The organism is Dactylosporangium siamense, from assembly GCF_016862795.1.
Taxonomy (GTDB): Bacteria; Actinomycetota; Actinomycetes; order Mycobacteriales; family Micromonosporaceae; genus Dactylosporangium; species Dactylosporangium siamense.
Genome location: NZ_BONQ01000091.1, coordinates 12,414 through 25,401, shown reverse-complemented (window position 1 = coordinate 25,401; position 12,988 = coordinate 12,414). Strand labels below are relative to the sequence as shown.

General features: G+C 72.0%; 12 protein-coding genes and 1 pseudogene. 9 read left to right on the top strand and 4 right to left on the bottom strand.

What is annotated here, in order from left to right; translation table 11 throughout:
* Positions 1 to 17 precede the first annotated feature (17 nt).
* Positions 18 to 695 carry a FadR/GntR family transcriptional regulator gene (locus Dsi01nite_RS30035; protein WP_203849663.1) on the top strand — a complete coding sequence of 226 codons (678 nt, stop codon included), beginning with the start codon at positions 18 to 20 and terminating at the stop codon, positions 693 to 695.
* Between the two features lie 11 nt (positions 696 to 706).
* On the opposite strand, the gene Dsi01nite_RS30030 is transcribed toward Dsi01nite_RS30035, so the two are convergent.
* A complete protein-coding gene (locus Dsi01nite_RS30030) occupies positions 707 to 1,708 on the bottom strand; it encodes a LacI family DNA-binding transcriptional regulator (RefSeq protein ID WP_203849662.1) in 1,002 nt (333 codons plus the stop codon).
* A gap of 87 nt (positions 1,709 to 1,795) precedes the next feature.
* Here Dsi01nite_RS30030 and arfA point away from each other — a divergent pair, with 87 nt between their 5' ends.
* The 5 genes from arfA to Dsi01nite_RS30005 are packed head-to-tail and all read left to right on the top strand — an operon-like array spanning position 1,796 to position 7,351.
* Positions 1,796 to 3,304, top strand: coding sequence for an arabinosylfuranosidase ArfA (arfA, locus tag Dsi01nite_RS30025; protein WP_203849661.1), 1,509 nt, complete (start codon positions 1,796 to 1,798; stop codon positions 3,302 to 3,304).
* Positions 3,305 to 3,307: 3 nt separating this feature from the next.
* The gene (locus tag Dsi01nite_RS30020; protein ID WP_203849660.1) at positions 3,308 to 4,621 is read left to right on the top strand and encodes an ABC transporter substrate-binding protein; all 1,314 of its coding nucleotides are present in this window, start codon (positions 3,308 to 3,310) and stop codon (positions 4,619 to 4,621) included.
* A gap of 5 nt (positions 4,622 to 4,626) precedes the next feature.
* Positions 4,627 to 5,535 (top strand): carbohydrate ABC transporter permease, encoded by a 909-nt coding sequence (locus Dsi01nite_RS30015; RefSeq protein ID WP_203849659.1) that lies wholly within the window; start codon positions 4,627 to 4,629, stop codon positions 5,533 to 5,535.
* The gene (locus tag Dsi01nite_RS30010; RefSeq protein ID WP_239136285.1) at positions 5,532 to 6,356 is read left to right on the top strand and encodes a carbohydrate ABC transporter permease; all 825 of its coding nucleotides are present in this window, start codon (positions 5,532 to 5,534) and stop codon (positions 6,354 to 6,356) included. Before Dsi01nite_RS30015 ends, Dsi01nite_RS30010 begins: the two co-directional genes overlap by 4 nt.
* Entirely contained in the window at positions 6,353 to 7,351 is a 999-nt protein-coding gene (locus Dsi01nite_RS30005) for a glycoside hydrolase family 43 protein (protein ID WP_239136284.1), read from the top strand. Before Dsi01nite_RS30010 ends, Dsi01nite_RS30005 begins: the two co-directional genes overlap by 4 nt.
* A 45-nt stretch (positions 7,352 to 7,396) precedes the next feature.
* Here Dsi01nite_RS30005 and Dsi01nite_RS30000 read toward each other — a convergent pair whose 3' ends face one another.
* Positions 7,397 to 8,656: a M48 family metallopeptidase gene (locus Dsi01nite_RS30000; RefSeq protein ID WP_203849658.1), complete on the bottom strand. Its 1,260-nt coding sequence runs from the start codon at positions 8,654 to 8,656 to the stop codon at positions 7,397 to 7,399.
* A gap of 73 nt (positions 8,657 to 8,729) precedes the next feature.
* Positions 8,730 to 8,981, bottom strand: a complete 252-nt coding sequence (locus Dsi01nite_RS29995; protein WP_203849657.1) for a hypothetical protein — start codon at positions 8,979 to 8,981, stop codon at positions 8,730 to 8,732.
* Positions 8,982 to 9,241: 260 nt separating this feature from the next.
* On the opposite strand from Dsi01nite_RS29995, the gene crcB reads away from it, so the two are divergent.
* The 3 genes and pseudogenes from crcB to Dsi01nite_RS29980 all read left to right on the top strand — a co-directional run.
* A complete protein-coding gene (crcB, locus tag Dsi01nite_RS29990) occupies positions 9,242 to 9,733 on the top strand; it encodes a fluoride efflux transporter CrcB (protein WP_203849656.1) in 492 nt (163 codons plus the stop codon).
* Positions 9,730 to 10,116 carry a fluoride efflux transporter FluC gene (locus Dsi01nite_RS29985; RefSeq protein ID WP_203849655.1) on the top strand — a complete coding sequence of 129 codons (387 nt, stop codon included), beginning with the start codon at positions 9,730 to 9,732 and terminating at the stop codon, positions 10,114 to 10,116. The genes crcB and Dsi01nite_RS29985 overlap by 4 nt, the downstream gene beginning before the upstream one ends.
* Before the next feature lie 9 nt (positions 10,117 to 10,125).
* Positions 10,126 to 10,410: pseudogene (locus Dsi01nite_RS29980) on the top strand (sulfite exporter TauE/SafE family protein); the annotation flags it as partial.
* Between the two features lie 129 nt (positions 10,411 to 10,539).
* On the opposite strand, the gene Dsi01nite_RS29975 reads toward Dsi01nite_RS29980, so the two are convergent.
* Positions 10,540 to 12,807: a winged helix-turn-helix domain-containing protein gene (locus Dsi01nite_RS29975; protein WP_203849654.1), complete on the bottom strand. Its 2,268-nt coding sequence runs from the start codon at positions 12,805 to 12,807 to the stop codon at positions 10,540 to 10,542.
* Positions 12,808 to 12,988 lie beyond the last annotated feature (181 nt).

Genomic DNA, 12,988 nt, shown 5'->3' with positions numbered 1-12,988 from the left:
CTGTTAACCTGGCAGCCGTGAAGGTGATCCCCGTCGCGCAGCGCACCGCCGCGGAACACGTGCGATCGCAACTCATCGAACTCATCGAGTCGGGCGAGTTCGCGGTGGGTCAGCGGCTGCCCTCCGAGGCCGAGCTGTCCAAGTCGTTCGAGGTCAGCCGTTCGGTGATCCGTGAGGCGCTGCACAGCGTGAGCGCGCTCGGCCTCACCCGTTCATATGCGGGCAAGGGGACCTTCGTCGACGCGCAGTTCGCGCCGTCCCAGCTGCTGACCGGCAAGTACCTTCCCCGCGACCTGCACGAGGTCCGCCGGACGCTGGAGGTGCCGTTGGCCGCCCTCGCGGCCGAGCGCCGTTCGCGGACCGACCTCAAGACGATGACCGCGCTGCTCGTGCGGTTCCGTGAGGAGCAGAACCCCTCCATCCGGGTCGGCATCGACGCCGACTTCCACGTGGCCATCGCCACCGCGACCGCCAACCCGCTGTTTCCCCGGCTGGTCTCGGAACTCCGCTCGGTCCTGCAGGAGCAGGCCATCGCCGCGGCAGCCGTCCCGGGCCGGGCGGTCCAGGCGGCCGACGAGCACGACGCCATCCTCGCCGCCATCTCGCAGCGCGACGCCAACGGGGCGGCCAATGCGATGAAGCTGCACCTGGCCGCCGTGGAGGACACCGTGAGCGCGCCCGGACGCCGGAAATAGCGTCGCCGGGGTCAGGCGCTCTCGCCCCGGCGGAGCTCGTAGTCGACGAGGCGCTCCTGGGGCGGCGCGCCGTCGGGGTCCGCGAGCCGCGCGGCGAGCAGCTCGACCGCTACCTGGGCCAGGCGCTCCTTGTCCGGGGCGATCGTGGTCAGCGTCGGCACGCTGAAGCGGCCGTCCTCGATGCCGTCGAAGCCGGCGACCGCAACGTCGTCGGGGACCCGCAGGCCGGCCTCGTGCAGCGCGCGCAGCGCGCCGAGGGCGAGGGTGTCGTTGAAGCAGAACACGGCGTCGGGGCGGGTGCCGGTGGCCAGCAGGGCGCGCATGCCGGCGGCGCCGTCGGTGCGGTGCCAGGCCGAGGCCGGCACGATCAGGGTCTCGTCGACGGGTAGCCCGGCGGCGGTCAGCGCGGCGGTGTAGCCGGCCAGGCGGAGCCGGGCGGTGACGCCCTCGGCGGTGTGCTGGGCGCCGATCGCGGCGATCCTGCGCCGGCCGAGCGCGATCAGGTGCGCGGTCATGTCGCGGGCGGCGGCGACGTTGTCGATCGCGACGTGGTCGGCCGGTCCGTGGTGCACGCGCTCGCCGAGCAGCACCATCGGCGCCCGCTCGGAGCCCGTGGCCAGGTCGGCGGCGGTCAGGGCGAGCGGGCTGAAGATGATCCCGTCGATGAGGTGGTCGCGGATGCCGAGGGCGACCATGCGCTCCTGCTCGGCGGAGCCGTTCGTCTGGTCGATGAGCACGGTCCAGTCGTGCTCGGCCGCGGCGTCGACGACGTGCCGGGCCAGCTCGGCGAAGTAGGGCAGGCCGATCTCGGGCACGGCGAGGGCGATGATGCCGGTGCGGCCGCGGCGCAGGTTGCGGGCGGAGAGATTGGGCCGGTACTCCAGGGCCGCGATCGCCTCTTCGACCTTGGCACGGGTGTCCGGCCGGACGTGCGGATATCCGTTGACCACATTGGACACCGTCTTCACCGACACCCCGGCGCGCTCGGCGACGTCCTTCAGTCTGTGGCGCACGCGAGGACTCTACCGTGTGTCCAGCTCTTTACAACGTTGTATTCAACGTTGTAGAAAGTCATCACGTTCGAACGGAAGGCGACAGCATTGGACACGGCGAAGGACACCGCGAAGGTCACGATCGATCCGGCGTTCCGCATCGGCCCTGCCGACCGGCGGCTGTTCGGCTCCTTCGTCGAGCACATGGGCCGCTGCGTCTACGGCGGCGTCTTCGAGCCCGGCCACCCCACCGCCGACCCGCTCGGGCTGCGCGGCGACGTGCTGGAACTGACCCGGGAGCTCGGGGTGTCGGTGGTGCGCTACCCCGGCGGCAACTTCGTCTCCGGATACCGCTGGGAGGACGGCGTCGGCCCCACCGGCGACCGGCCCCGCCGCCTCGACCTGGCCTGGAAGAGCATCGAGACCAACGCCTTCGGCCTGGACGAGTTCATGGTGTGGGCGCGGGCGGCCGGCGTCGAGCCGATGATGGCGGTCAACCTCGGCACCCGCGGCGTGCAGGAGGCGTGCGACCTGCTGGAGTACGCCAACCACCCCGGCGGCACGCACCTGTCGGACCTGCGGCGCAAACACGGCGCCGAGGACCCGTACGACATCCGCCTCTGGTGCCTCGGCAACGAGATGGACGGCCCCTGGCAGGTCGGGCACAAGACCGCCGACGAATACGGCCGGCTCGCCGCCGAGACGGCCCGCGCGATGAAGATGGTCGACCCGCGGGTCAGTCTCGTCGCCTGCGGCAGCTCCAACCGGGGGATGCCCACCTTCGCCGCCTGGGAGGCCACGGTCCTCGAACACACCTACGAGCACGTCGACTACATCTCCGCGCACACCTACTACGACCCGACCGACGGCGACCGCGCCAGCATCCTGGCCTCCGCGGTCGACATGGACGCGTTCATCACCGAGGTCGTGGCGACCGCCGACCAGGTCGCGGCGAAGCAGCGCCGCGCCCGCCGGCTCAAGATCTCCTTCGACGAGTGGAATGTCTGGTACCAGCAGCGCCTCGCCGCCGACCTGGACCGCGACTGGGCCGAGGCGCCCGCACTCATCGAGGACACGTTCACCGCGACCGACGCCGTCGTCGTCGGCGACCTGCTCATCACGCTGCTGCGGCACGCCGACCGGGTCGGCGTCGCCTGCCAGGCGCAACTGGCCAACGTCATCGCGCCGATCCGCACCGTCACCGGCGGGTCGGCCTGGCGGCAGAGCATCTTCCACCCGTTCGCCCTCACCGCCCGGCACGCCCGCGGCACGGTCCTGCGCACCGAGCCGACCGGCCCCTCCCACGACACCGCCCGCTACGGCCGGGTGCCCTCCGTGGACACCGTCGCCGTCCACGACGAGGAGACCGGCGCCCTCGCCGTCTTCGCGGTCAACCGCGGCGACACCGACATCCAGCTGCAGCTGGACCTGCGTGCCCTGCCCGGGCTCGTCGCCCACGAACACCTCAGCATCGCCGCCGGCGACGCCACCAACACCGCCGAAACGCCCGACCGCGTCACCCCACGCCTGCTCGCACCGCCCACCGACGGCCTGGTCCGACTCGAGGCCGCCTCCTGGAACCTCATCCGCTTCGCACACCCCCACGAGGAGCGCTGAACCATGACCACCTTCAACCGACGACAGCTGCTGGGCCTGGGCCTCGGTGCCGCCGCCGCGGTCTCCCTGGCCGCCTGCGGCGATGACGACAAGGGACCCGCCACCACGGGCAACGGTGGCAAGGACTACACCGGCCCCAAGGTCACCATCAACCTGTGGAACGGCTTCACCGGCGGCGACGGCGACATCTTCAAGAAGCTCGTCGACCAGTTCAACACCGAGCACGCCAACATCGCGATCACCGTCGCCACGTACAAGTGGGAGGACTACTACGCGAAACTCCCCGGCGCGGTGTCCAGCGGCAACGGCCCCGACATCGCGGTCATGCACATGGACATGATCGCCACATTCGCCGCCCGCAAGGTCATCCAGCCGGTCGACGACGTCGCCTCCGCGCTCGGCCTGAGCGAGTCCGACTTCGCCGCGACGGTCTGGAAGGGCGGCCTCTACCAGAGCAAGCGCTACGGCATCCCGCTCGACATGCACCCCGTCGGCATGTACTACAACAAGGCCCTGTTCCAGAAGGCCGGGCTCGACCCGGCCAAGCCGCCGACGAACCGCAGCGAGTTCGAGGCCACGCTCACCGCGCTGAAGGGAGCCGGCATCCAGGGCTTCTGGATCAGCCCGTTCCAGTTCACCGGCGGCATGACCGGCTACTCACTGGTCCACCAGTTCGGCGGCGCGCTCTACAACGCCGACGCGACCAAGGCCACCTTCAACTCCGACCAGGCCGTCGAGGCCGTCAGCTGGCTCACCAAGCTCATCGCCGACGGGCACTCACCGGCCAACGTCGGCCAGGACGCGGACTACCTGGCGCTCAAGAGCAATCAGAACGCCATCAACATCAACGGCATCTGGCAGGTCAACGACCTCAAGAAGAGCCCCGACGTGCAGTGGGGGGTCGCGCCCGTGCCGCAGATCGGCACCAGGAAGGCCGTCTGGGCCAACTCGCACAACTTCACCATCGTGCAGCAGAAGACTACCGACGCGAACAAGGTCGCCGGCGCGAAGGTCTTCATCAACTGGCTCAGCCAGCACTCCCTGGACTGGGCCGCCGGCGGGCAGGTCCCGGCCCGCAACGCGGTCCGCGACGACCCGAAGTTCAAGGAGCTCACCGAGGTCAACACCCTCGCCGCGGAGCTGCCCGACGCCGCGTTCCCGCCGGCCGCACCCGGCATCGGCGACGTCACCAACCTGTTCTACACGGCGTTCAACGAGGCGGTACTGGGCAAGAAGGCACCGAAGCAGGCCCTCGACGACGGCGTGGCCAAGGCCGACAAGCTCCTCGAGGACAACCGCAAGAAGTACGGGAGCTGACCGGGATGCCAACGCCCGTGGCATCACCCGGATCGTCGGCCCGGGTGATGCACGGCACGTCGACGCCGTACCTGTTCCTGCTGCCGTACCTGCTGATCTTCGGCGTGTTCGGGCTGCTGCCGATCGGGCTGGGCGTGTGGCTGAGCCTGCACCAGTGGGACTTCCAGCTGCCCAACAAGCCGTTCACCGGCCTGGACAACTACACGGAGCTGTTCACGCCCGACTCGCTCGTCTACAGCGACTGGTGGGAGAGCGTCCGCGCCACCGCGATCTTCACCGTGCTCTCGGTGCCGCTGCTCGTCGCGCTGCCGCTCGGCATCGCGATGCTGCTCAACCGGCGGTTCCCGGGCCGCACGTTCTTCCGGGCGGTGTACTTCGCGCCCTACGTGCTCGGCGTCGCCGTCGTCGGGCTGCTGTGGCGGTTTCTGCTCGATGCGAACCTCGGCTTCGTCAACCACCTCTTCGGCACCCACACCCCGTGGCTGACCGCGACCCCGTGGGCGTGGGTGTCCCTCGTCGGCGTCACCGTCTGGTGGACCTGCGGCTTCAACGCCGTCATCTACCTCGCCGGGCTGCAGGACATCCCCGCCGAGCTCTACGAGGCGTCCAAGATGGACGGCGCCTCCGCCTGGCAGCGGTTCTGGCACGTCACGCTGCCCGGGCTGCGGCCGGTGCTGCTGTTCGTCATCACCACCACGATCCTCGCCTCGGCCAACATGTTCGGCCAGTCCTACCTGATCACCCAGGGCGCGCCGGGCAACGAGACCCGCACCGTCGTGTCCTACGTCGTCGCCCTCGGCATCGGCCAGAACGACGCCGGCCGCGCGGCCGCGATGAGCGTCACCCTCACGCTCATGCTCGCGGTCGTCAGCATCGCCAACTTCCGGATCTTCCGCTACCAGGAGGACTCGTGACGATCCGCCGCATCGCGCTGTACGCCACCCTCCTGGTCTTCACCGCCGTCTTCGTCATTCCCCTGGTGTGGATGGTGCTGACCTCGTTCAAGACCTACCCTGCCGCCCAGCAGAGCCCGCCGACCTGGCTGCCGGACCCGGCCTCGACCTACGGCTACGGCCGGCTGTTCGAGGCCGGCTCGCAGAACCCGGTGCTGCGCTGGTTCGCCAACAGCATGCTCGCCGCCACCCTGCACGCCGCGCTCGTGCTCGGCACCGCCTCCACCGCCGCCTACGCCCTGGCCCGGATGCGGTTCCGCGGCCGGGGCGCGATGTTCGGGCTCATCGTCGCCACCCTGTTCGTGCCCCCGGCCACCCTGATCATCCCGAGCTTCCTCATCGTGGACACCATCGGCTGGCTCGACACGCTCACCGTGCTGGTCGTACCCACGGCGGCCTCGGCCTTCGGCGTCTTCTTCCTGCGCCAGTTCTTCCTGTCGCTGCCCCGCGAACTGGAGGAGGCCGCGATCCTCGACGGCGCGAACCAGTGGCAGGTGTTCGTCAAGGTCGTCCTGCCGCTGTCCCGGCCGGCCCTCGCGACGCTGCTCGTGCTGTCGTTCCTCACCAACTGGAACGACTTCATCTGGCCGGTCTTCACCCTGTTCAGCGCCGACCACCTGACCCTGCCCGCCGGCCTGGGCCTGCTGCAGGGCGCCTACGTCACCGACTACCCCGTCGTCATGGCCGGCGCCGTCCTGGCCAGCGTCCCGGCGCTGGTGCTCTTCGTCCTCGCCCAGCGGTACGTGATCGAGGGCATCTCACGCAGCGGGCTGAAGGGGTGAACCGCCCGCTCCTGGCCGCCGCCGTCGTCGCCGCGCTCTGCCTTGGCGGCTGTGCCGGCGGCGGCCCCCCACCCGCCGCGGAAGGTCCCAGCATGTTCACCAACCCGGTCCACACCGCCGACACCCCGGACCCGCAGGCGATCCTCGTCGACGGCACCTGGCACCTCTTCCACACCAACGCCGCCGGCGCGAACGTCCCCGTCCTCACGTCGCCGGACCTGGTCACCTGGACGCCGGCCGGGGACGCGCTCCCGGCCCTGCCGGCCTGGGCCGCGCCCGGCAAGACCTGGGCGCCGGAGGTGCTCGCGCTCGACCGTGGGCGCTACGTGCTCTACCCGACGGTCGCCGACCGCGCCTCCGGACGGCAGTGCATCGGCCGGGCAACCGCGACCGCCCCCGGCGGACCCTACGTGGACCATGCCGCCGGTCCGCTGGTGTGCCAGGCGGACCTCGGCGGCTCGATCGACGCCAGCCCGTTCCGCGACACCGACGGCAGCCTCTACCTGCTGTGGAAGAACGACGGCAACGCCATCGGCCAGGACACGTGGCTGTGGTCGCAGCGCCTGTCCCCGGACGGCCTGACGCTGCTGGGACAGCCGTCGCGGCTGCTCCGGCAAACCGAGGCGTGGGAGGGCCACGTCGTGGAGGGCCCGTTCCTCTGGCGGCACGACGGACAGCTGTTCCTGTTCTACGCGGCCAACGCCTACGACAAGGCCGACTACGCCGAGGGCTACGCGCTGTGCGACACCCCGCTCGGCCCCTGCCACAAGCCCGCCGGCAACCCGATCCTCACGTCCGGCAACGGCGCCTCCGGGCCCGGCCACGCGTCCATGGTGGAGCACGACGGGCGGACCTGGCTGCTGTACCACGCGTGGCCGGCCGGCATGGAAGGCTCGATCGCTCCCGGCCGGCAGCTGTGGCTCGACGAGGTCACCTGGGAGGGCGGCCGGCCGGTGGTGCACGGCCCGACATCGTCATCGCAGCGCCGCCCCTGACGCCGGTGGTGTGACGGGCTGCCGATCCCTGACCACCCGCCGCACTCAGCCGTGGCGGAGGTCCCGGGCGAAACGCCGGTGCTCGTCGGCGAGCTCGCGGTCCATCGCCGCGCAGTCGGCTTCGGTGAAGTGCAATGCCGGTTCGGCGGTGGGTTGGGTACGCAGCAGCCGCACCCGAAGCGCCAGGGGCGGGTGGTCGGCGAACGGTGAGGTGGACGCCGGAAGAGCCGCGGCACGCAACTGCGGCAGGCGGGCCGCCGAGTGTTCCAGCACCTGCCGCGTGGCGGCCCGCCAGGCCGGCGGGTCCGGAGTGTCGCCGTCGGCGGCGCGGACCTCCCGGCGCAGGACGGTCAGCACCGACTCGCGCAGGGTCATGACGTCGAGCACCTCGAGGACGGCGGCGGTGCCGGCGACCCGGGCGGCGACGGCGTCGGCGTGATACTCGGCGCGGTGGACGTCCGGCTTGACCAGCAGGGCGAGCAGGAACCGTCCCAGCACCGACGCCCACCGCAGCACCGCGATGAACGGGCGCACGAGCAGCTCGGCGTACCAGACGGCGGCGACGGTGGTGCCGGCGTTGCCCGCGCCGCCGCCGATGCCCAGCTTTGCCTTCAGGATCGCCGGGTCCTGGAAGGCCCGCAACGTGGTGTCCTTGCGCGGCTCGAACAGTTCGACGAGGGCGCTCATGCTCCGGTCGACCGAGCCGACCACCGGCCCGCGCAGCGGGTCGCCGTTGCTGAAGTGCGCGAGCTGATGCGCCACGACCGCGGCCCGCTGCTGCCCGTCCAGCGCCGCCAGCAACGGTGCGCCCAGCCGCAGGTGCCGCCGGCGCAGCAGGCCGGCCGTGCCACCGTCGGCGGCGAACCGGTCGTCGACGACGATGAGGTCGGGGCAGCGGACGCCGACCGCCCCGGCGACAGCGGTGACGAACGAGAACAGGTCCGGCGCGTCGGCGCGGCGCAGGCGGGTGGCGTAGCGGGGGAGGCTCGCCGGACGTGGCAGCAACAGCGCGCCGAACGCGAGGGAGATCACGCCGGGCAACAGCCCGACGCCGGGGAAGTCGCGGGTCGACAGCCATCCACCGAACACGAGGGCGCCGAGCGCGACGAGGTGGACCAGCACCGCCACCGCCGTGACACCGGCCCGGCGGAAACTCCAGCCCGGCCGGGCCGGCACGAGCCCGGCGAGGGCGGTGACGAGCGCCTCGTCACGCCGCAGCGCCTGGCGCAACAGCTTGCGGTCGATCCACAGCCACCCGGTGAGGCGAGGCGGGACCGGCGCGTCGATGCGCCCCCGCCTCCTCATGTGTCCACTGTCGCCGCCCGACCGGCGCACCGCAATGCGCGAGGTGACCGGACACCTGGACCACGAGCGCCGATCACCGGCTCGGCCGGCCCTGCGCCCGGGCGGTGATCAGGTCGAGCAGGCCCGCCGGTGAGGACAGCCAGGCGGTCAGCGGGACGGTGCCGGGCCGCCACAGCGGCCCGTACAGGTCGCGCAGGTCGTCGAGAGGGTCGTCGTCGAGGTGCTCGTCGAGGTCGTCCAGGCCTCGCGCCGTGGTGCCGACGACGTCGATGGTCAGTTCGGTCAGCGGCAGGACCGAGAACCGGCCGTCCCAGGTGCGGTGCACCGGTGCGAGCTGCCGCCCGCCGGCGATGTCGGTCCACGGTACGGTCGCCGCCCGGTACCGCCGCCCTTCGAGGTCAGGACCCGATTCACGATACCGGGCGGGCTTGGTACCGTAGGCGTGCGGACATCTCCCGGGGTGACCGCACGGCGGTGGGGCTCGCCGGACCCGAACCGTGGCCGTGACCGGCCGCCAACAGTCCCTACCTGACCTTCCTCGTGCGCGCCCGCGTGCGGGGTGGAACGCATCAGGTAGGAGGCCCCGTGCAGCGCGACTCGGGCTGGCAGCGCGAACCGCTCGACCCCGACACCGCCGTCGAGCCGGGCCCACCCGAACAGCGACGGCAGGCGCAGGTCCTCGCGGCGATCGCGGCGGGTGGCGTGCTCGGTGCCTGCGCCCGCTACGGCGCGAGCCTCGTGTGGCCGACCGCGCCCGGCACGTTCCCGTGGACCACGTTCTGGATCAACATCACCGGCTGCACGCTGATGGGCGTGCTCATGGTCCTGATCACCGAACGGGGCGCCGCCCACCCGCTGGCACGGCCGTTCCTCGGCACCGGCGTGCTCGGCGGTTACACCACCTTCTCCACCTACGCCGTCGACGCGCAGCACCTGTTCGACGGGCGCCGGGCCGGGCTCGCCCTGCTGTACCTCACCGCCACGCTGGTGGCGGCCCTGATCGCCGTGTGGGCCTCGGCCACGCTCACCCGGCGGCTCGTCGCACCCGCCTCCGGCACCCGTGGAGATGCCTCGTGAACTGGTTGATGGTCATCGCCGGCGCGGTTGTCGGCGCGCCCCTGCGGTACCTGATGGACCGCGCCGTCCAGGCCCGGCTCGGCACCGTGTTCCCGTGGGGGACCTTCGCCGTGAACCTCACCGCCTGCACCGTGCTCGGCCTGCTCACCGGCGTCACCGCCGCGGCGGCGGTGCCCGACGCCCTGCAGCACCTGATCGGGCCGGGACTGTGCGCGACGCTGAGCACGTATTCGACGTTCTCCTTCGAGACGGTGCGGTTGTCCGAGACCGGCGCGAAGCTGCTCGCCGCGGCCTACGCGATCGGCAGCGTCGTGGCCGGGCTGACCGCGGCCTTCCTCGCCGGCCATGCCGCCGTGGCGTTGCTGGGCCACACCGCCGGTTGAGAGCGGCTGATGGGACCCACGTTGCTGATCGCGTCGGCGGCGGCGTTCCTGCTGGCGGTGTTGTCGGCGGTCGCCGGGTTCGGCGGTGGTGTCCTGCTGCTGCCGGTGTTCACGGCACTGTTCGGGCTGCGCTTCGCCGTGCCGATGCTGACCCTCACGCAACTGTCGAGCAACGGCTCCCGGACGTGGCTCAACCGCGACGCGGTGCGGTGGCCGCTGGTGGGCTGGTTCGCGGCCGGCGCCGTCCCACTCGCCGTGGCCGGCGCGTTGCTGCTGACACACGCCCCACTGAGCCCGCTGAAACGTGTCCCTGGTCGAGGCCGGCCTGCTCGCCGCCGGGCTGTGCTTCCTGGCCGGGTTGTCCTGACCGCCGGCCGTCGCCGGAGCCGGCGGTCCTGGGTCGGTCGCGCTTCGCGCGACCCACTACAGCAGCTCGAGCGCGCGGGCCAGCCGCACGGCGTCACGGCGGCGGTGGACCTTGAGCTTGCGGTAGATGCCGCTGATGTGGGATTTCACGGTGTTGTCGGTCAGGTGCAGCGCATCGGCGATCTCGCTGACCGTGAGCAGGGTGTCGAGCAGGCCCAGGATGGTCAGTTCGCGGTCGGTGAGCGTGGCCGTCGCCGGTGGCAGCCGCTCGGCGCGGGCTGATCGGCTCGGGTCCGCGCCGTTGTACGCCGCGTTGAGGCTGTACGCCGCGTTGAGCAGGAACGGGCGCCGGATGCCGGCCGGTGCGGCGACCCGTTCGGCCTGGCGGCGCAGGTGGGCGGCGTGGTCGAGGTGACCGATCTGCGCCGCCGCGTCCGCGAGCAGGAGCAGGGCGTCGATGCGGTGCGGGACGGATCCGTCGGTGCGTTGCACGAAGGCCTGCAGCGTTTCGGTGGCCTCGGCAGCCCGGCGTTGGGCGAGCAGCAGGTTGGCGTCGACGAGACGGCGCAGCGGGTCGGTGAGCCGCGCCGCGTGGGTCGTGGCGCAGCGTCCGGCGTCGGCGCCGTCCCCGTTGGCCAGCAGCAGCTGGATGTGCAGGTAGAGCAGCTCCGCCGACGGCGGCTCGGTCTCGACGAGCTGCCGGGTGGTGCGCAGCGCGGCCCGGGCGTCGCCGCGCTGCTGCTCGATCATGGCGTGGTGCAGGTGCTCGGCGGCGGTGAGCGGGGCGTCCGTGCGCCACAGGTCGACGGCGAGCCCGCGGAGCTGCTCGGCGGCGGCGGTGAGCTCGTCGCGCTGGATGTGCACGGCGGCCAGCACGATCCGGGCCCAGCCGTCGTCGTGCGCGCCGCCGACGCCGTGCTCGGCGAGGATCCGGCGGGTCTGGCCGGCGTGGGCCGCGGCCAGGTGGAGGTTGCCGAGCTGCAGCTCCGTGGCGGCGGAGTGCCGCAGTGCCCGGGCGTGGGGGAGCGGTCCGAGTTGTTGGGCGGCGTGGAGCCAGGTGACGAGGTGCGCCCGTGCTTCGAGCGGGCAGCCGGCGTCGAGGGCGGCGATGACGGGCGCGGCGTGTTCGACGACGTGCCGGGCGACGTCCGCGTCCGGCGCGTCCCGGGCCGCGGCCGTCGGCTGCGACATCACGCCGGCAGCCGCGGTCACCGGTCCGGCCTGCCGGAACGGTCGGTTGACGACCGTCAGCGGAACGGGCCAGGTGGGTGACGGCGCCGGCGTCACGGTGACCAGCGGGCCGTCGGCGATGAGGTGGAAGCGGTACCTGTTGCTCAGCTCCGCGGCGAGCAGATGATCGCCGGCGGCGGTCGCGTGGTGGACCGCTTCGCGATACCGGCCGTGGCCGAGGTACCAGTCGGCGGCGCTGCGATGCAGGGTCCGCTGCCGTTCCGGTTCGAAGTGCTGGGCGTGCAGGTACAGGGCCGTGCGCCACAGCCGGCGGTACCGGTGCCAACCGCGCTCACCGACGGGCACCGCGAACATGCGGTCCCGGGCGAGGTCCTCCAGGAGCCGCCCGGCGTCCGGGCGGCCGGTGAGGGCGGTGAACAGCGCCGCGCAGACGGTCTCCACCGCGCTGGTGTCGGCGACGGCCCGGCGGTCGTCGTCGGACAGGTGCGCCAAGACGTCGCCGACGACATAGTCGTGCAGGGTCACGCCGATGGCGTGCAGCTGGCGCAGATGATGCTCGGTGCCGACCGGATCGCCGGCGATGCTGGTGGCGGCGACGACCGCGCCCGCGGTCCAGCCACCGGTCACCGCGTACACCTCGGCGAGCGTCTCCGGCGTCAGGTGGCCGTAGCGGGCGCAGAGTCGCGCGGTCTCGTCCTCGGTCAGCGCGAGCGCGGAACCGTCGATCTCTGTGGTGCCGGCGGACGGTAGGCCGGCCCGGAGCCGGGGCGGCACCCACCGGCCGGCGAGGACGAGCCTCGGGCCGGCCGGCTGGGCGAGCAGACCGATGATGTCGTCGAGTTGCGTCGTGCTCGCGCGGTGTACGTTGTCCAATACCATCGACATCGACGTCTTGGTCCGGACAGGTGGGCGCAACCGCGCCGGGCTGTCGTGGGCAAGGTCGTAGAAGGTGACCACGGCCTGTTCGGCGCACCAGGCCCGCAGCAGCTCGGTCTTGCCGATGCCCGCCATCCCGATCACCAGGACGCATCGGTGTCCTGCGGCGCGGTCGAGGGCGTCGTGCAGGCGGTCCCGGCGCACGTGCCGGGGCGACAACGCGTTCCCCGGCGATGCCGCATCCTCGAGGCCCGCCATCACGAAACGTCCTGAACGCCCGACCTTGAGCGGGTGTTGCGCCACGTGATGCACGGATTTGAACCCATTTGCACCTCCGACGTCCGCTGGCGATCTTCCGCTAGTCCCATCGAGTCGGTGGGCAGCATCGATAGGACGGTCCGTGTGGCCACCCTGCCGTATCAACGGAACGTGTGTCTAC

Excerpts from the sequence above, each read along its gene's own strand:
- Dsi01nite_RS30020 (WP_203849660.1), top strand. The coding sequence starts at position 3,308 with ATGACCACCTTCAACCGACGACAGCTGCTGGGCCTGGGCCTCGGTGCC.
- Dsi01nite_RS30015 (WP_203849659.1), top strand. The coding sequence starts at position 4,627 with ATGCCAACGCCCGTGGCATCACCCGGATCGTCGGCCCGGGTGATGCAC.
- Dsi01nite_RS30000 (WP_203849658.1), bottom strand. The coding sequence starts at position 8,656 with ATGAGGAGGCGGGGGCGCATCGACGCGCCGGTCCCGCCTCGCCTCACC.
- Dsi01nite_RS29975 (WP_203849654.1), bottom strand. The coding sequence starts at position 12,807 with ATGGCGGGCCTCGAGGATGCGGCATCGCCGGGGAACGCGTTGTCGCCC.